Source organism: Kribbella sindirgiensis (genome assembly GCF_004331435.1).
GTDB classification, from domain to species: domain Bacteria; phylum Actinomycetota; class Actinomycetes; order Propionibacteriales; family Kribbellaceae; genus Kribbella; species Kribbella sindirgiensis.
Genome location: NZ_SJKA01000003.1, coordinates 627,945 through 644,161, shown reverse-complemented (window position 1 = coordinate 644,161; position 16,217 = coordinate 627,945). Strand labels below are relative to the sequence as shown.

The 16,217-nt window shown below is 69.1% G+C and carries 20 protein-coding genes; 12 read left to right on the top strand and 8 right to left on the bottom strand.

Going from position 1 to position 16,217, the window contains the following annotated elements; translation table 11 throughout:
• The first annotated feature begins 63 nt into the window (after positions 1-63).
• Complete coding sequence (locus E0H50_RS11585; RefSeq protein WP_131286872.1) at positions 64-1,017, top strand: NAD-dependent epimerase/dehydratase family protein; 954 nt, start codon at positions 64-66, stop codon at positions 1,015-1,017.
• On the opposite strand, the gene E0H50_RS11580 is transcribed toward E0H50_RS11585, so the two are convergent.
• Positions 1,010-1,750, bottom strand: coding sequence for a DUF3109 family protein (locus E0H50_RS11580; protein ID WP_131286870.1), 741 nt, complete (start codon positions 1,748-1,750; stop codon positions 1,010-1,012). The genes E0H50_RS11585 and E0H50_RS11580 overlap by 8 nt on opposite strands.
• Before the next feature lie 86 nt (positions 1,751-1,836).
• On the opposite strand from E0H50_RS11580, the gene E0H50_RS11575 reads away from it, so the two are divergent.
• Genes E0H50_RS11575 through E0H50_RS11550 form a run of 6 tightly spaced genes read left to right on the top strand, consistent with a single transcriptional unit; the run spans position 1,837 to position 6,297 of the window.
• Positions 1,837-2,769 (top strand): Ppx/GppA family phosphatase, encoded by a 933-nt coding sequence (locus E0H50_RS11575; protein ID WP_131286868.1) that lies wholly within the window; start codon positions 1,837-1,839, stop codon positions 2,767-2,769.
• On the top strand, positions 2,766-3,629 hold the full coding sequence (locus E0H50_RS11570) for a sugar phosphate isomerase/epimerase family protein (protein WP_131286866.1): 864 nt from the start codon (positions 2,766-2,768) through the stop codon (positions 3,627-3,629). The genes E0H50_RS11575 and E0H50_RS11570 overlap by 4 nt, the downstream gene beginning before the upstream one ends.
• Positions 3,626-4,216 carry a TetR/AcrR family transcriptional regulator gene (locus E0H50_RS11565; protein WP_131286864.1) on the top strand — a complete coding sequence of 197 codons (591 nt, stop codon included), beginning with the start codon at positions 3,626-3,628 and terminating at the stop codon, positions 4,214-4,216. The genes E0H50_RS11570 and E0H50_RS11565 overlap by 4 nt, the downstream gene beginning before the upstream one ends.
• A gap of 33 nt (positions 4,217-4,249) precedes the next feature.
• Complete coding sequence (locus E0H50_RS11560; protein ID WP_131286862.1) at positions 4,250-4,798, top strand: HDIG domain-containing metalloprotein; 549 nt, start codon at positions 4,250-4,252, stop codon at positions 4,796-4,798.
• A gap of 42 nt (positions 4,799-4,840) precedes the next feature.
• On the top strand, positions 4,841-5,563 hold the full coding sequence (locus tag E0H50_RS11555) for an ABC transporter ATP-binding protein (RefSeq protein ID WP_131286860.1): 723 nt from the start codon (positions 4,841-4,843) through the stop codon (positions 5,561-5,563).
• Entirely contained in the window at positions 5,560-6,297 is a 738-nt protein-coding gene (locus E0H50_RS11550; RefSeq protein ID WP_131286858.1) for an ABC transporter permease, read from the top strand. The genes E0H50_RS11555 and E0H50_RS11550 overlap by 4 nt, the downstream gene beginning before the upstream one ends.
• Positions 6,298-6,928: 631 nt before the next feature.
• On the opposite strand, the gene E0H50_RS11545 is transcribed toward E0H50_RS11550, so the two are convergent.
• The 3 genes from E0H50_RS11545 to E0H50_RS11535 all read right to left on the bottom strand — a co-directional run bounded on the left by E0H50_RS11545 (position 6,929) and on the right by E0H50_RS11535 (position 9,582).
• Positions 6,929-7,966, bottom strand: coding sequence for a hypothetical protein (locus E0H50_RS11545; RefSeq protein WP_131286856.1), 1,038 nt, complete (start codon positions 7,964-7,966; stop codon positions 6,929-6,931).
• Between the two features lie 11 nt (positions 7,967-7,977).
• Positions 7,978-8,484 carry a SigE family RNA polymerase sigma factor gene (locus tag E0H50_RS11540; protein WP_131286854.1) on the bottom strand — a complete coding sequence of 169 codons (507 nt, stop codon included), beginning with the start codon at positions 8,482-8,484 and terminating at the stop codon, positions 7,978-7,980.
• Positions 8,485-8,547: 63 nt separating this feature from the next.
• Complete coding sequence (locus tag E0H50_RS11535; RefSeq protein ID WP_131286852.1) at positions 8,548-9,582, bottom strand: DUF695 domain-containing protein; 1,035 nt, start codon at positions 9,580-9,582, stop codon at positions 8,548-8,550.
• A 76-nt stretch (positions 9,583-9,658) separates the two neighbouring features.
• Here E0H50_RS11535 and E0H50_RS11530 point away from each other — a divergent pair, with 76 nt between their 5' ends.
• Entirely contained in the window at positions 9,659-10,588 is a 930-nt protein-coding gene (locus E0H50_RS11530; RefSeq protein ID WP_131287060.1) for a proline dehydrogenase family protein, read from the top strand.
• Here the strand turns inward: E0H50_RS11530 and E0H50_RS11525 are convergent, their stop codons facing one another.
• Positions 10,589-11,131, bottom strand: coding sequence for a hypothetical protein (locus E0H50_RS11525; RefSeq protein WP_131286850.1), 543 nt, complete (start codon positions 11,129-11,131; stop codon positions 10,589-10,591).
• A 103-nt stretch (positions 11,132-11,234) separates the two neighbouring features.
• Between E0H50_RS11525 and proC the strand changes: the two genes are divergently transcribed.
• Both proC and E0H50_RS11515 read left to right on the top strand, forming a co-directional pair.
• Entirely contained in the window at positions 11,235-12,038 is an 804-nt protein-coding gene (gene proC, locus E0H50_RS11520; protein WP_131286848.1) for a pyrroline-5-carboxylate reductase, read from the top strand.
• A gap of 70 nt (positions 12,039-12,108) precedes the next feature.
• Positions 12,109-12,675 carry a hypothetical protein gene (locus E0H50_RS11515; RefSeq protein WP_238150900.1) on the top strand — a complete coding sequence of 189 codons (567 nt, stop codon included), beginning with the start codon at positions 12,109-12,111 and terminating at the stop codon, positions 12,673-12,675.
• A 1-nt stretch (position 12,676) separates the two neighbouring features.
• Here the strand turns inward: E0H50_RS11515 and E0H50_RS11510 are convergent, their stop codons facing one another.
• Positions 12,677-13,105, bottom strand: a complete 429-nt coding sequence (locus E0H50_RS11510; protein ID WP_131286844.1) for a PPOX class F420-dependent oxidoreductase — start codon at positions 13,103-13,105, stop codon at positions 12,677-12,679.
• 50 nt (positions 13,106-13,155) lie between these two features.
• On the opposite strand from E0H50_RS11510, the gene E0H50_RS11505 reads away from it, so the two are divergent.
• On the top strand, positions 13,156-13,512 hold the full coding sequence (locus E0H50_RS11505) for a winged helix-turn-helix transcriptional regulator (protein ID WP_131286842.1): 357 nt from the start codon (positions 13,156-13,158) through the stop codon (positions 13,510-13,512).
• Positions 13,513-13,516: 4 nt separating this feature from the next.
• Positions 13,517-14,419 carry a TIGR03560 family F420-dependent LLM class oxidoreductase gene (locus E0H50_RS11500; protein ID WP_131286840.1) on the top strand — a complete coding sequence of 301 codons (903 nt, stop codon included), beginning with the start codon at positions 13,517-13,519 and terminating at the stop codon, positions 14,417-14,419.
• Here E0H50_RS11500 and E0H50_RS11495 read toward each other — a convergent pair.
• Both E0H50_RS11495 and trpS read right to left on the bottom strand, forming a co-directional pair.
• On the bottom strand, positions 14,405-15,151 hold the full coding sequence (locus E0H50_RS11495; protein ID WP_131286838.1) for an endonuclease/exonuclease/phosphatase family protein: 747 nt from the start codon (positions 15,149-15,151) through the stop codon (positions 14,405-14,407). The two genes, E0H50_RS11500 and E0H50_RS11495, sit on opposite strands and share 15 nt — an antisense overlap.
• Positions 15,148-16,116 (bottom strand): tryptophan--tRNA ligase, encoded by a 969-nt coding sequence (gene trpS / locus E0H50_RS11490; protein ID WP_131286836.1) that lies wholly within the window; start codon positions 16,114-16,116, stop codon positions 15,148-15,150. The genes E0H50_RS11495 and trpS overlap by 4 nt, the downstream gene beginning before the upstream one ends.
• Between the last annotated feature and the right edge of the window lie 101 nt (positions 16,117-16,217).

Below are 16,217 nucleotides of genomic sequence, written 5' to 3'. Positions count from 1 at the left end.
CATTCTTGCGCCCTCCACCGACAATCGTGATGTCAGGGGTGTGTCGGACTACTCTCAAGTGCTATGCGCACAGTCGTCATCGGCGGAACCGGCCATATCGGCACCTACCTCGTCCCGCGGCTGGTCCAGCTCGGGCACGACGTCACCGTCCTCAGTCGCGGCGAGCGTACGCCGTACCACTCGGACGGCACCTGGAAGGACGTCACGTTCGTCCAGATCGACCGCGCCGCGGAGGACACCGCGGGGACGTTCGGTCAACGGGTCGCCGACCTGGACGCGGACATCGTCGTCGACCTGATCTGCTTCACCGAGGACAGCGCTCGCCGGCTGGCCGAGGCGCTGGAGGGCAGGGTCCAGCACTTCCTGCACTGCGGCACGATCTGGGTGCACGGCCCGAGCCTGGTCGTCCCGACCCGCGAGGACGCACCGCGGAAACCGTTCGGCGAGTACGGCGTCCAGAAGGCGGCGATCGAGGCGTACCTGCTGACCAAGGCCCGCCGCGACGGCTTCCCGGTCACGATCGTCCACCCCGGCCACATCTGCGGACCCGGCTGGACGCCCGTCAACCCGGCCGGCAACTTCGATCTCGGCGTCTACGAGAACCTCGCCAAGGGTGCGGACGTCCTGCTGCCGAACCTCGGCCTGGAGACGCTCAACCCGGTGCACGCCGACGATGTCGCGGGCGTGTTCCTGGCGGCGATCGCGAGCCGGTCGACCGCGATCGGCGAGAGCTTCCACGCGGTGGCGAGCGACGCGGTCACGCTCCGCGGATACGCGCACGCGCTCGCCGACTGGTTCGGGCAGCCCGCCAACCTCGGCTTCCGGCCGATCGGCCAGCTGCGAACCACCTGGCCGAAGGAGCAGGCCGAAGCGACCTGGGACCACATCGCCCACAGCCCGAACTGCTCGATGGACAAGGCGGCCCGGCTCCTCGACTTCCGCCCGCGCTACTCCGCGATCGAAGCCGCTCTCTCAGGAGTCTCGTGGCTCGTCGAGAACGGGAAGATCGCTACTTAGACGCCGGGTGCGGCAGCAGCGGCCGCGCGGCCTCCAGGCGCTGACGGCACAGGTCGGCGAGGACGTCGTACGCCTTGAGCCCCATCAGTGTCTGCAGTTCGACCTTGCTGGACTCGAAGACCGGCTCGACCGCGATGTGCGCCTCGGTGTTCCCCGTGCAGTACCAGTCCAGGTCGTGCCCGCCCGGGCCCCAGCCGCGCCGGTCGTACTCGCCGATCCCGACCTCGGTGTACGTCGTCCCGTCCGGCCGCTCGACCTCGCGGAAGGTCCGCCGGATCGGCAGCTGCCAGCACACATCCGGCTTGGTCTCGACGAAATGGACGCCGCGCTTCAGCGCCAGCCCGTGCAGCGCGCAACCGGCGCCGCCCTCGAACCCCGGCCGGTTCAGGAAGATGCACGCACCCTCCCAGACCCGGGTCTTGCGCTCACCGTCGTCGTCGGTCTCGACCCAGCCGTTGCTCCGGCCCTCCTTGCGGAACTGCCAGTCGTCCTTGCCGAGCTCCTTGACGTACTTCTTCACCCGCTTCTCGTCGTCGGCGTCGGAGAAGTGCGCGCCGAGGGTGCAGCAGCCGTCGCTCGGACGGCCCTTGTAGATCCCCTGGCAGCCACCGCCGAAGATGCAGGACCAGTTGGAGGTCAGCCAGGTCAGGTCGCAGCGGAAGACCTGGTCGGGGTCGGCGGGGTCGGTGAACTCGACCCAGGCACGGGGGAAATCGAGAGAAACCTCAGGCACCTGGAAAGCGTACGCGCAGCACCCGCCGATCTGTGAACGACGACTCCAGAACAGTGATTACTCCGGTTGTCCAGTAGCGTGAGGGTATGCGGCTCGGCGTACTCGACGTGGGATCCAACACCGTCCATCTGCTCGTGGTGGACGCGCATCGCGGTGCCGCGCCGCTGCCGGCGTTCTCGCACAAGATCGAGTTGCGGCTGGCCGAGCACCTGGACAAGGACGGCAAGATCGACCAGTCCGGCGCCGACGGGCTGGTCTCGTTCACCAAGCAGGCGGTCGAGCTGGCCGAGGACAAGGGCTGCGAGTCGGTGCTCGCATTCGCCACCTCGGCGCTCCGCGAGGCGCCGAACGGTGAGAAGGTGCTGGGCCGGGTCCGCGAGGAGACCGGCGTGGACCTCGAGGTGTTGAGCGGCGAGGACGAGGCCAGGCTGACCTTCCTGGCGGTACGGCGGTGGTTCGGCTGGTCCTCCGGGCGCCTGGCGGTGTTCGACATCGGCGGCGGCTCGCTGGAGATCGCGGCCGGGTCGGACGAGCAGCCGACCGTGGCGGAGTCGGTGCAGCTCGGCGCGGGCCGGCTGACCCGCGAGGGACTGAAGAGCGACCCGCCGGACAAGGACGAGGTCCGGGCGTTGCGTCGCCGGATCCGGCTGGAGCTCGCCGCGGTCGCCGGTCCGGTGCTGCGCGCCGGGAAGCCGCAGCGCTCCGTCGCCACCAGCAAGACGTTCCGTTCGCTGGCCCGGATCGCCGGCGCGGCCCCTTCCGCGGACGGACCGTACGTGCCGCGCACGCTGAACCGGGACGACCTGAACGAGTGGATCCCGAAGCTGACCAAGATGTCGGCCGCCGACCGGGCCGCCCTGCCCGGGGTCTCGGCCGGTCGCGCGTCCCAGCTGACCGCCGGCGCCCTGGTCGCCGACGCCGTGATGGACCTCTTCGACCTGCCCGCGCTCGAGGTCTGCCCGTGGGCCCTGCGCGAAGGCGTCATCCTGTCCCGGCTCGACCAGCTGCAACCCCGATGAGCTCCCGCACGACCGCGAAGATCGGCCTGTCCACCGCGTCGGTCTACCCCGAGTCGACCGCCAGCGGTTTCGAGCTGGCCGCCCGGCTCGGGTACGACGGTGTCGAGGTGATGATCGGGATCGATCCGCTGAGCACCCAGATCGACGCGATCCAGCGGCTGATCGACTACCACCAGCTGCCGGTGCTCGCGATCCACGCCCCGACCCTGCTGATCATGCAGCGCGTCTGGGGGACCGACCCGTGGAGCAAGCTCGAACGCAGCGCCGAGGCCGCGAAGGAGCTCGGCGCCGACGTGGTCGTCGTCCACCCGCCGTTCCGCTGGCAGCGGGACTACGCGCGCGGGTTCGTCGAGGGGATCGCCCGGCTGGAGGAGCAGACCGGCGTGACGCTCGCGGTGGAGAACATGTACCCGTGGCGCGCTCCCGGCCGCGACCTGCAGGCGTACGCGCCGAGCTGGGACCCGACCGAGCAGGAGTACGCGCACACCACGCTCGATCTGTCGCACGCCTCCACCGCCGAGCAGGACTGCGTCGAACTGGCCGCGACGATGGGCAAGAGCCTGACCCACGTGCACCTGACCGACGGCACCGGCTCCGCGAAGGACGAGCACCTGGTCCCGGGCCGCGGTACGCAACGCGCCGCGGACCTGCTGGGCGTCCTCGCGCAACAGGACTTCCGCGGCCACATCATCATCGAGATCAACACCCGTCGCGCGACCAGCCGCTCCGAACGTGAGGTCGACCTGGTCGAGTCGCTGGAGTTCACCCGCAAGCATTTCGTCCGATCCGGAGCCTCCCGGTCGCGGCGTACGCCGTTCGCGGTCACCCCGGACGGTGAGATCTCGGAGCTGACTCCGTGACAGCAACCGGCCGTACGCCGGGACGCCGTCCGGGGGGCCCGGATACCCGGGGCGAGATCGTGCGGGCGGCCCGGGAATCCTTTGCGGACAAGGGTTTCGCGGCCACGTCGATCCGCGCTGTCGCGCGCCAGGCCGGTGTCGACGCGGCGCTCGTGCACCACTACTTCGACAGCAAGGACGAGCTGTTCATCGAGGCGATGGCGCTGCCGCTGGATCCGCGGCAGGTGGCCGCGGCGATCCTGAACGGGTCCCGCGAGGACCTCGGCCGCCGGATCGTCACCGTGTTCCTCGGTGTCTGGGAGTCGGACGAGGGACAGCAGCGGATGAAGGCGATGCTGCGCAGCGTCGTCACCAGCGACGACGTCGCCCGGATCATGCGCGAGGGTATGACCCGGATGATCCTCGAGCCGGTCTCGCAGTTCATCGACCTCCCGGACGCGAAGCTGCGGGTCGGCCTGATCGCCAGTCACCTGATCGGGATGGCGCTGACCCGGTACGTGGTCGAGCTCGAGCCGGTGGCGTCCGCCGACCTCGACCAGCTCGTCGACCGGATCGGGCCGGCGATCCAGCAGTACGTCTCCGGCTGATGGAGATCCCGACCTGATGGAGATCCCGACCTGATGGAGATCCCGACCGACCGCGAGATCCGTGCGCTGCACCGCGATCACGCGCCGAGCCGGTCGTCCTTCGAGTTGGTCCACGAGCACTGCCGGCTGGTGTGCTCGATCGCGGAGCAGTTCTTCGCCGGGCTGGACATCGACACCGACCTGGTGCGGGCGGGCGCGCTGCTGCACGACATCGGGGTGTATCGCCTGGAGTCCACGGCGTACGTCCGGCACGGCGTCCTCGGGCACGCGCTGCTGTCGTCGCTCGGTTTTCCGGTCGAGATCTGCCGGTTCGCGTCGTGCCATACCGGCGTCGGGATCACCCGCGACGACGTCGTACGGCAGGCGCTGCCGATCCCGGTCGACGACTACCTCCCGCGGACGCCGGAGGAGGAGCTCGTCCTGTACGCCGACAAGTTCCACAGCAAGCGGCGGCCGCCGGTGTTCCTCACCGGCGACACGTACGCCGCCGAGGTCGCCCGGTTCGGCGCCGACAAGGTGGCGCGGTTCGCCGAGCTGCGGGCCAGGTACGGCGAACCGACGCTGGGGCAGCCCGTCGTCTGACGGGCTGTTGCCAAGGAGTGTCGTAAGCGCTAAATTCATCACATGATGAAAAACGCGGTGAGCTGCCGTGACGTCGTCGTGGTACGTGGCGACCGGGAGATACTGCACGGGGTCGGGTTCGACCTCCGGGCCGGGTCGGTGACCGGGCTGCTCGGGCCCTCCGGCTGCGGCAAGACCACGCTGATCCGCGCGATCGTCGGCCTGCAGGCGCGGGTGACCGGCGACGTCTCGGTCCTCGGGTTGCCGGCCGGCGCGCCGAAGCTGCGCGGCCGGGTCGGCTACGTGACGCAGGAGCCCAGTGTGTACGGCGATCTGACCGTCACCGAGAACCTGCGCTTCTTCGCGGCGGTCCTCGGGGTTCCGTCGTCCGATGTGGAACGGGTCGTCGAGGCGGTCGACCTCACGTCGCACGCGGACGCCCGGGTCGACCAGCTGTCCGGCGGCCAGCAATCACGCGCCTCACTCGCGGCCGCGCTGCTCGGCAGCCCGGAGCTCCTGGTGTTGGACGAACCAACGGTCGGCCTGGATCCCGTGCTCCGGCGCGATCTCTGGAAACTCTTCCACGAACTCGCCGACGCCGGCGCGACGCTGCTCGTGTCGAGTCACGTCATGGACGAGGCCTCGCGCTGCGATCGTCTCCTCCTGATGCGCGACGGCGAACTGCTCGCCGACGACACGCCGCAGGACCTGCTCCTGTCGGCCGGGACCAATGACCTCGAGCAGGCGTTCCTCACCCTGATCGAGCGGAAAGCTGGTGCGCGATGACACCGCGTGTGACGTTTGCCGTAGCCGCCCGAGTGCTCGCTCAGCTGCGACGGGACCACCGGACGGTGGCGATGCTGATCGTGCTGCCGGCGCTGCTGGTCAGCCTGATGTGGTGGATGTTCACCGACTCCCCGATGGTCTTCGACCGCGTCGGCGGGCCGCTGCTCGCGGTGTTCCCGTCGATCATCATGTTCGTCGTCACGTCCGTCGCGACACTGCGCGAACGGTCGAGCGGGACGCTGTCACGGCTGTTCACGATGCCGATGGGCAAGCTGGACTTCCTGCTCGGCTACGCCCTCGCGTTCGCCCTGATCGCCGTCGTCCAGGCACTGGTCGTGGTCTCGATCGCCCTGTACCTCCTGGACCTGGACATCCAGGGCGCCGCCTGGCAACTAGGCGTGGTCGCGGTTCTCGACGGGGTGTTGGGTACGGCGCTGGGCCTCTTCGCGAGCGCCTTCGCAGCAACAGAGTTCCAGGCCGTCCAGATGATGCCGGCAGTGATGATCCCCCAAATCCTCCTTTGCGGCCTCTTGGTCCCCCGCGACCAGCTCCCCACAGTCCTCCAAGCTCTGAGCGACGTACTGCCCCTGTCCTACGCGGTCGACGCCGTCATAGGGGTAGCCAAAGGCAACGGCTTCACCACCGGCACAGGCGCCGACACCCTGGTAGTCCTAGGCTTCATCCTCGCAGCCCTAGGCCTAGGCGCAGCAACCCTCAAACGCCGCACCGCTTGACCAGGAAATGGTGGCCTTGAACAGGTCATAACGGCTCTTGTGACTGATATGTGGGTGGTTGTCACGGCCCGGGCGGAGTATGCGTTCTCGACTGGACGTGTCGAGGGGCTGGGCAGTGCACCTGAGCGTGACCGCGCCCGGCGCGTACGGCGTCTCGCCGGTGCTCTACCTAATGAGCCGCCGCGCACCCCCCACAAACCCCGTCGCTGCACAGGGCTCCCCAAACCAGTTCGGGGAGCCCTGCACCCCGAAAACGGCAGGTGATCCTCCCCAAACCAGTCGAACCCCACGACTCGATGCACCGACGGAATAGCGGTAACCGAGGACGCGCACCGGGAACACGCACTGGGGACTGGGAACAGGCAATGGTGACTGGGGACAGGTAATACCAGGTGCTTACCCACCATTGCCTGTTGCCTGTTGCCGGATCGGGTTGATCGCCGCCCACATATCGGACAGAACAGCCGCAATAGCCTGTTCAAGCCCACGGGCACGCCGGTTCTCACTCGCCGACGGAGTACACATTCGGTACGACGCTCCGCGCGCCGTCAGCGAGCCGAGGTTCAGCCCGCAGGACCTCCCCTTCGAAGGTTCGATGGGGAGGCCAACGACGCCGCCCTTTGGTTGATGACTATTCGAAGACCTTGACGATCTTCCCGGCCTTGTCGTACGCCGCGACCTTCGGGAACGTCTTCTGCGGGTGGCTGGTCGTGGTCTTCCAGGTGTAGGCGAACCAGCCGCCCTCGCCGACCGGGACTTCGTAGACGGGACCGTTCCCGATCCGCATGCGGACCGTGACGGCGTCCTTCGAGGCGACCCGGCCCCAGCCGCTCATTCCCCACCCTTTGCAGACCCCGGCTGTGCAGGGCCCGCCGCCGCCCCCGCCGGCGTACATGTCGGCCCGAGCGGACTTGTCGGCCGGGTTCAGCACCGGGTCGCCGCTGTTGAGGTTGGTCAGCGTCGCGAACGTCGTGTTGCCCTGCAGGCCGGTCTTGTTCGGGATGTTCGTCTGCAACGAGCACTCCATGACCTTGTGTCCGCTGGGGGAGAGCGCGACCACCTCGGCCTGTCCGAGCGCCCTCGACTCGTCGGACGCCACGACCTGCCAGCCGGTCACGTCGACCCAGGTCAGTACGGAGCAGTTGCGGAGCTTGCCGTCCATGCTCTTCGGCATCGGATCCTTGGCTGCCGCCGCGACGAGCTCGGCCGACGGCCTGTCCCCGCCGGGGACGATGCACATGTTCCACTTCTGGCCGTTCTTGATGTCGTACATCGACACGTGGCCGGACCGGGCCCCCTTCGTGTCCCGGAGCTTTCGTTTCTCGTCCGGATTCCGCAGGTCGCAGCGCCGCTGTGCCTCTTCCATGGTGATCCGCTGGTCCGCTCCGGCCTCACCGCGCGGGACGCCCGGGACAGGGCCGAACTGCGAGTTCGCCGCCTGATCGCCTGCGACGCCCGGCTGGTTGCCGGCCGAACTGAGGTTGGGCAGCAGACTCGCGCTGAGCGCGATCACCGCGACACCGGCGACCGCCCCGCCCGCGCCGAGCAGTTTCCGGCGCCGCCTGCCACGGCGGCCGCGCTCCAGCACCCGGGTCGTGTCCAGCGGGCCCATCGCCTCCGACTCGGCGAGTCGGTGAAGTTCGGCGCTGACCTCTCGTACGTCATCCATCTCGTTCTCCTTCACAGCGCCCGGCTCGCCCGCCGCTGGTCAATGGCTCGTCGGAGAGTGTCGAGACCACGTGCCGCCTGACTCTTCACGGTGCCCGTGGAACAGCCGAGGATCTCCGCGGTCTGCTCGACGGACAGGTCCTCGTAGTACCGCAGTACGACGCACGCCCGTTGCCGCGGCCCGAGCGACTGCAGTGCCGCCAGCACCTCGTCCCGCTCGGCATGCCCCGCCGCGAAGTCGTCGTACCCGACCTGGTCCGGTACGTCGGCGATCGCCACCTCCCGCCGCCACGGCCGCCGTTTCCCGTCGTACGCCGCGTTCACCACCATCCGGCGCGCGTAAGCGAACGGGTTGCTCACCCGCCGCACCTTCGGCCAGGCCAGGTACAGCTTGTACAGCGCGTCCTGGACGACGTCGTCCGCCCGGTGCCGATCCCCCGACACCAGAAACGCCGTCCGTCGCAGAGCAGCCCCCGCCCCTTCGACGAACTCGACGAACTCCCGGTCCCGCGCCACCATCCCGGCCTCCACTCTCCATCTCCCCCTCAAGACGGAAAGCCCGAGACTCCAGGTTGCACCCTCCTAGCCCGAGAGGTGGGCGACGTTGTGCCAGGCGGGGTCGGGGGTGGTGGTGAGGGTTACTTTGCCGTGGGGCCAGCCGGTGGTGGCGGCTTGTAGTTGGGCGTCGGCGGGGGTGGTGCCGTCGATGTAGAAGTGCAGGATGCGGGTGCCGGCGGAGGTCTCGTGGGCCAGGAGGTTGCCGGAGCCGCCCAGGCGGTCGGTGAGGTGGTCCTCGAACGCCCGGAGCTCGTCGAGCATCTCGGACTCGGGAAGACCGTCCTCGCGCACCAACGGATAGTGGATCGCGACGGCGACATGCGTGTCGAGGTGCGGCCGCCGGATCGAGCGCAGCGGGTACTCAGCGGTCGCGATCACCCGCTGCCCGTCGCGGGTGCCCTCCAGCATCTTCCACGCCGGACTGCCGTCCTCGAGCGTGTGCTCGGCAGCGAACCCAGCCACCGCGGGCAGCAGTTCCATCACCGGTACGGCGTCGACGGGCGCTGCGTCCAGCGTGTCGATCGCACCGACCCACGTCTCCACCATCTCCTCGCCGAGCACCAGGTCGAGGATCAGGAACGTCACCCGCCGCTGCACGTCCACCGACATCGACGAGAAGACCGGATGGTGTACGCCGACGTGCACCGACGCCGAATCCGGCTCGATCGACACCACCGACTCGTCGACCGCGACCGGCGGGAGTCCCTCGAACTGGAGTGTTACCGCGGGCCCGGGCCGGCGCAGGTCGGCGTACTCCCAGGTCTGGTCGGACGGCGGCGCGGCCCGCAGCCAGCGGCGGGCGACCGCGCGCTGCTCGGGGTTGCCGGCGGCTGTGACGATCAGCACGTGCTGGGCGTGCAGCCCGGGGCCGAGCTCCCACTCCAGGTCGGGGTGGATGCGGGCGACCCGCTCGCTCAGGTCCGCGTTCGCGTCGGTCGGCTGCCGGCGGGCTACGGCGTCGGCGACACTCGCCGCGCCGGAGCCGGACCACCAGGACCAGAACGCGCCGATCGGGTCGGCCTCCACGGCGTTCCGGCGGCGACGCTTGAAGATGGGCATGGCCGCATCCTCTCCCAACAGGGGTGCGACCATGGACAGCACCGCGAACGGGCGGGTTGACGAGGAGGAACTTCGAGTGCTTCGGCGAATCCTGCTGGGCATGTCCCGCAGCCCCCAGATGAAGAAGGCCGTGTCGTCACTGCCGGTGTCCAGCGGCATCGTCGCGCGGTTCGTCGCGGGGGAGACCGCCCCGGAGGCCGTGCTGGCCACCGAGAAGCTGGTCAGCAACGGGTTGCACGTCACCCTCGACCACCTCGGTGAGAACGTCACCGACCAGAACGCGGCGTCCGCGACCGCCAACGCGTACCTGGACCTGCTGCGGAAGCTCTCCGCCGCCGGCCTGACGAAGAACGCCGAGGTCTCGGTGAAGCTGTCCGCCGTCGGTCAGGCACTCCCGGGCGACGGCGAGAAGATCGCGCTGGAGAACGCACGGACCATCTGCCTCGCCGCCCGCAACGCCGGTACGACGGTGACGCTGGACATGGAGGACCACACCACGACCGACTCCACGTTGGCGATCCTGCGCGAGCTGCGCCAGGACTTCCCCGAGACCGGAGCGGTCCTGCAGGCGTACCTCCGCCGTACCGAGTCCGACTGCCGCGACCTCGCGTACGCCGGCTCCCGCGTTCGGCTGTGCAAGGGCGCGTACAAGGAGCCGGAGTCGGTCGCGTTCCAGGAGAAACGGCAGGTCGACAAGGGGTACGTCCGCGCGATGAAGGTCCTGATGAACGGCGAGGGCTATCCGATGATCGCGTCGCACGACCCGCGGCTGATCTCGATCGCGGGCGCGCTGGCCGACCGCGCGAACCGCAAACCGGGCAGCTACGAGTACCAGATGCTGTACGGCATCCGCCCCGAGGAGCAACTCCGCCTGGCCGGCCTGGGTCACACGGTCCGTGTCTACGTCCCGTACGGCGAGGACTGGTACGGCTACCTGGTACGACGCCTCGCCGAGCGGCCCGCCAACCTGCAGTTCTTCGCCCGCTCCCTGATCAGCAAGAAGTGATCAGCACGGATAGCCGTACTGCGTGCCGTACCAGGCGCTCCACGGGGTGAAGTTCCGGGTGTCGCCGTCCTTGAGCTCGTACATCTGCCAGCGGACGCACTTACCTTCGATGTGGTCGTAGTTGCACTTCCCCCAGCCCTGAGCAGCCGGGAGCGCCTGGCAGTACCGGTCCTTGCCGTAGTTGGTCTGTACGTGCACCACGGCGGCCCAGCCGTTGGCGTCGCCGTCGATCACCCACTGGTCGTCACCGACCCACTGGTGGCAGGTGGCACCGATCTCGGCGGCGAAGAGGATGCAATGGTCGACGGGCGCCGTGTAGGAATAGCCGGCCGTCGACATCGCCGCAGGGGCGACCGCGGTGGCCGTCGTCGGATTGGTCAGCGTTCCGGTGTCGCCGTCGTCGGTGTCGCCGTCGGTGTCGGCGGCCTGCGCGACGGCGGTGGCCCCTGTGGCTTGTGAGGTGGCGGCGGTGGCTTGGTTCGGGCCGCAGGTCAGCAGCAGGACAACGGTGGCGGGGACGGCGAGGGCGCGCAGCAGTCGCATGGGCGGTCTCTTCTCGGGGCGGAGGAGTGGGAGAGGAGAGCCTATGTCCCGGCTGGTGGGCAGCGGGACCGGGATCTGGGCAGTTCGTCAGTAGTCTGTGGGCATGAGTACAAAGGTGGCCGTTCTCGGGGCCGGAGTGATGGGGGAGACGTTGCTGTCCGGGCTGATTCGGGCCGGACGGCGACCGGAGGACCTCCTGATCACCGAGCGCCGGGAGGAACGCGCAACCGAGCTGCGTGAGCGGTACGGCGTCGACGTCGTGTCCAATGTGGAGGCGGCGAAGCAGGCGGACACGCTCGTCCTGGTGGTGAAGCCGCAGGACATGCCGGATCTGCTCGCCGAGATCGCCCCGGCGGTGCAGGCGTCCCAGACCGTGGTGTCGCTCGCGGCCGGTATCACCACCAGCTTCGTCGAGTCGCGGCTGCCTGAAGGTGTCGCCGTCGTCCGTGTCATGCCGAACACTCCCGCCCTGGTCGACGAGGGTATGGCGGCGATCTCCCGCGGCGCGCACTGCGACGAGAGCCACCTGGAGCTGGCCGAGAGCCTGCTCGCCGCGACCGGGCGCGTGATCCGGGTGCCGGAGAAGCAGCAGGACGCGGTGACCGCGATCTCCGGCTCCGGTCCGGCGTACCTGTTCTTCGTGGTCGAGGCGATGATCGAGGCCGGCGTCCACATGGGCCTGCCGCGCGGTACGGCGACCGAGCTCGTCGTCCAGACCGTGGTCGGGTCCGCGAAGCTGCTGCGCGAGACCGGCGAACACCCGACCGTACTGCGGGAGCGCGTGACGTCCCCGGGCGGTACGACGGCTGCCGCCGTCCGGGAGCTCGAGGACCACAAGGTCCGCGCCGCGTTCCTGTCCGCGATCGAGGCCGCCCGCAACCGCTCGCGCGACCTGGCCGCCGAATAACACCTCTCGCTCGGGTGGCGTTAAGGTGGGCGCCGAGGTTGCCCACCATGTTCGAGGGATGAGTCCGCCCATGACAAATGGTTCGGTCGAGCCGGTCGCCGCGCCTGCGCAGCAGCAGGAGGTCCCGCAGCTCCCGTGGCGCGTGCCACTGGACCCGGCGCCGTGGTGGGCCTGGGCGCTGTTCGTGCTGCCGTTCGCCGTCGTCCCGGCGTTGAACTCGTGGCTGTGGATGGGCGCCCGCGACATGCTCGCGGTCGGTCTGCTGACGATCATCGGAGCGTCGGTCGTCCGCGTCGCCGGCGGTGTCGTGCTGTACCGCGTCGAGCTGTTCCCGAGCGGCCTGAAGGCTCGCACCAGCATGCTGATCCGCAGCCTCGCCTGGCAGGACGTCGGCAAGATCGAGGTCGGTGACGACAACGTCGTACTGACCCGCGGCCCGGACGAGCACGAGATCAACGGCATCCCGAAGGACCGCACCGCTGAGGTCGCCGCGGTGATGGAGGTCCTGCGCGAGCGCTCGCTCGAGGTCAAGGTCCAGCGCCACCGGCCGCGCCCCGGCATCGGTACCCTGCTCGTCCTGCTCTACGTCGTCCTCTCGATCGGCGCCTTCCTCCTCCGCTGGCACATAGTCATCTGAGTCACCTGGCGGCCCACGGCCCCTCGCCGGTCACCCGATCGGCGACCACCCGTACGACGGTGGCGTTGGCGGACACCTGTTCGCTCCAGAAGGGGAACTCGTCGCGGCCGAGGTACTTCTTGCTCAGCCGGTCCATCAACTCCTTGTACCGCTGAGGATCCCGCTCGAGTTTCGCCGTACCTCTCACGACCAGGTACTGCGTGAGTCCGCGGGGACTGGTCCGGTCGTCCTGCAGTACCAGCGTCACGCGTGGATCGCGGCGCAGGTTCCGGGTCTTGCGGTGCTTCTCCTCGACACCGATCAGCAGGTCGTCACCGTCCCGCCCGACCCACACCATCGCGGCGTGCGGTGACCCGTCCGGATCGATGGTGATCAGCGTGACGTCCTTGGGCTCGTCGAAGAGCCGGTGAGTGCTCTGGGGAAGGTTCATGGAGCAGACGCTAGACAGCGCCGTGGGAACCCCTGGGTACCCTGACCGCTGTGCACGGAGCAGAACCTGGCGATGTCTTCCTGGCCGATTGCCCGGCCCGTCTCGCGGTCGAGGTGATCGCGGACAAGTGGGCCGTGGTCGTCCTGTGGGGTCTCAACGACCACGCCCGCAGGCACTCGGAGTTGATCGAACTGATCGGCGGGATCTCGAAGAAGGTCCTCACCCAGACACTGCGCCGGCTGCAGGCGAACGGCCTGGTCACGCGGACCGACCACGGCGGCGTCCCACCCCGCGTCGAGTACGACCTGACCGACCTCGGCCGCACCCTGATGGTCCCCGTCCGCATGCTCACAGAGTGGGCAGAGCAGAACGGAGACGCAGTCCTCGCGGCCCAAGAGGGAGTATGACGTCATGGACTTCTCTTTGTGGCCGGCGGCGGCCCGGACCTGGCAGGGCGTGCTCGAAGGTGCTGAGTACGCCGAGCGGACCGGATGGCACGGCGTATGGATAGCTGACCATTTCCTGCAGAACGGGGACGACCTGAGCGTCCCGGTCAACGAGGTACTGGCGCTGCTCGCAGGGGTCGTCGCCCGCACCGAGCGGGTACGGGTCGGCTCGATGGTGCTCGGGAACACGTACCGGCATCCGGCCGTGGTCGCGAACGCGGCCGCGACGATCGACCAGATGGCCAACGGCCGGTTCGTACTGGGGATCGGCGCCGGCTGGCAGGTCAACGAGCACGAGGCGTACGGCATCGAGCTGCCGCCGATCGGCCCGCGCCTCAAGCGTTTCGAGGAGGCCTGTCAGGTGATCAAGGGCCTGCTCACCCAGGAGCGAACGACGTTCGACGGCAAGTACTACCAGCTCACCGACGCGCCCTGTGAACCGAAACCGGCCAACCTTCCGATCCTGATCGGGGCATCCGGCGAAAAGGTTGCTCTCGGCATCGTTGCGAAGTACGCCGACGAGTGGAACCACTGGGGACGGCCGGAGCTGGCCGCGCAGAAGGGCGAGGTGCTCGCGCGGCACTGCGAGCGGGTGGGGCGCGATCCGAAGTCCGTGCGGCGTTCCGCGCAGACGTTCCTGGAGGTCGTCGTACCGGGCGACACCGAGGCGATCGAGCGCAAGGAGCGCCTGGAGAGCCGGGGTGCGCACGTGATCATGGGATCGGCGCAGGAGGTCCTCGACGTCGTCGCGCAGTACCCAGCGGCGGGCATCGACGAACTGCTCGTCCCCGACGCGTTCCTGGGTGACGGCGACCGCCGCTTCGACGCGCTCGAGCGGCTGCGTGAAGAGGTACTAGCCAAGATCTAGCGTCGCGACCACGGGCCAGTGGTCGCTGGGTACCCGCCCGTCCGGACGGTAGTGCGAAACGGCCGCGTCGGTCACGGTCCACGTCGAGGTGACGAGGATGTGGTCGATGCGGTCGTCGTCGACAGCGCCGGTGAAGTCGTGCCAGCTGCCGCCGGCCTCGATCGGTACGGCGATCCGCAGACCGGAATCCACCAGGGTCTTCACCGGGGGAGAGTCCGGCGTCGCGTTCAGGTCGCCCATCACGATCCACGGGATCGAGCCCGAGACCCAGCGCGCGATCAGCCGTGACGACTGCAGTTGCGCGACCTCGCCCGCGTGGTCGTAGTGCGTGTTGACGACGCCGATCGTCGTACCGTTGCGGTGCCGCAGCCAGACCAGGGTCGCGACCCTGGTCAGGTCGGCGTCCCACCCGATCGAACCCGGCGTCCCCGGGTCGTCGGACAGCCACCGCGTCTCCTGCCGGTCGACCCGCCAGTCGCCGGGCCGGACCAGGACGGCCGCGTGCTCACCCGCGGTCATGCCGTCGTCCCGGCCGGCGCCGACGATCTCGTACTTCGGGAACCGCCAGCGCAGGTACTCCAGCTGGTCGGGCAGCACTTCCTGCAACCCGACCACGTCCGCGTCCAGCTGTTCGATCGCCGCCACCGCCGCCTTCCGCCGGACCGGCCAGGCGTTGTCGCCGTCGGGCGCGGAGGAGTTGCGGATGTTGAACGTGGCGGCGCGGATCTTCATGGAGTAGATCCTGCCAAACCCATCGCCCGGGTCGCCGCCTGGAGTCGCGGAGTGCTCGCCTCGAGCGCCCGGTCGCGCCCGTGCGCGAGCAGGTTCTCGATCGCGCCCGGGTCGGTCGTGAGGCGCGCGTACTCCTTCTGCAGCGGCTCGATGACGGCCAGCACCGCGTCCGCGACGTCCTGCTTCAGCGCGCCGTACGACGCGTAGGACTTCGCGAGCTCGACCGGGTCACCGTCGGTGCACGCCGCAAGGATCTCCAGCAGGTTGGTGATCCCCGGCTTGGCCGCCTCGTCGTGCCGGACCTCGGTACCCGAGTCCGTCACGGCGCGCATGATCTGCCGGCGGATCACGTCCGGCGGGTCCAGCAGCCGGATCGTGCCGATCGCGTCGTCGGCGTCGGACTTGCTCATCTTCGCGGTCGGGTTCTGCAGGTCCTTCACCCGCGTCGCCAGCGCCGCCTTGCTGAGCTGCGGTACGACGAACGTCTCGCCGTACTCGCGGTTGAACCGGAGCGCGATGTCCCGGGCCAGCTCGACGTGCTGGTCCTGGTCACCGCCGACCGGGACCCGTTCCGCGCCGTACAGCAGGATGTCCGCGGCCATCAGACACGGATACGTGAACAGCGAGGCCCGCGTCATCGGGCGGCCGTTGCCCTTCTCCTTGTACTGGATCATCCGGGACAGCTCCCCGACGTACGACGTGCACTCCAGCAGGTACGCGAGCTGGGCGTGCGTGGGGACGTCGGACTGCACGAAGACCGTGCCCTCGGGGACACCGGCCGCGAGCATCAGCGTCGCGAACTCGCGGGTCAGCGTGGCGAGTCTTCGGGGATCGTGCCGGGTCGTCATCGCGTGCAGGTTCGCGACGAAGTAGAACCCGTCCGGGTCGGTGAACCGGCGCAGCGCGCCGAGATGGTTGCCCAGCGTCAGACGGCCGGACGGGGTGATGCCGGAAAGCGAGGTCATGATGGTGCCCTTTCGGTGAGATGGGCCCCACCGAGGGCATGAAAAAGGCCGCCTCGGTGAGGCGGCCGTGGTGGCTGCGTGCGAACACGCCGGGTGGACCG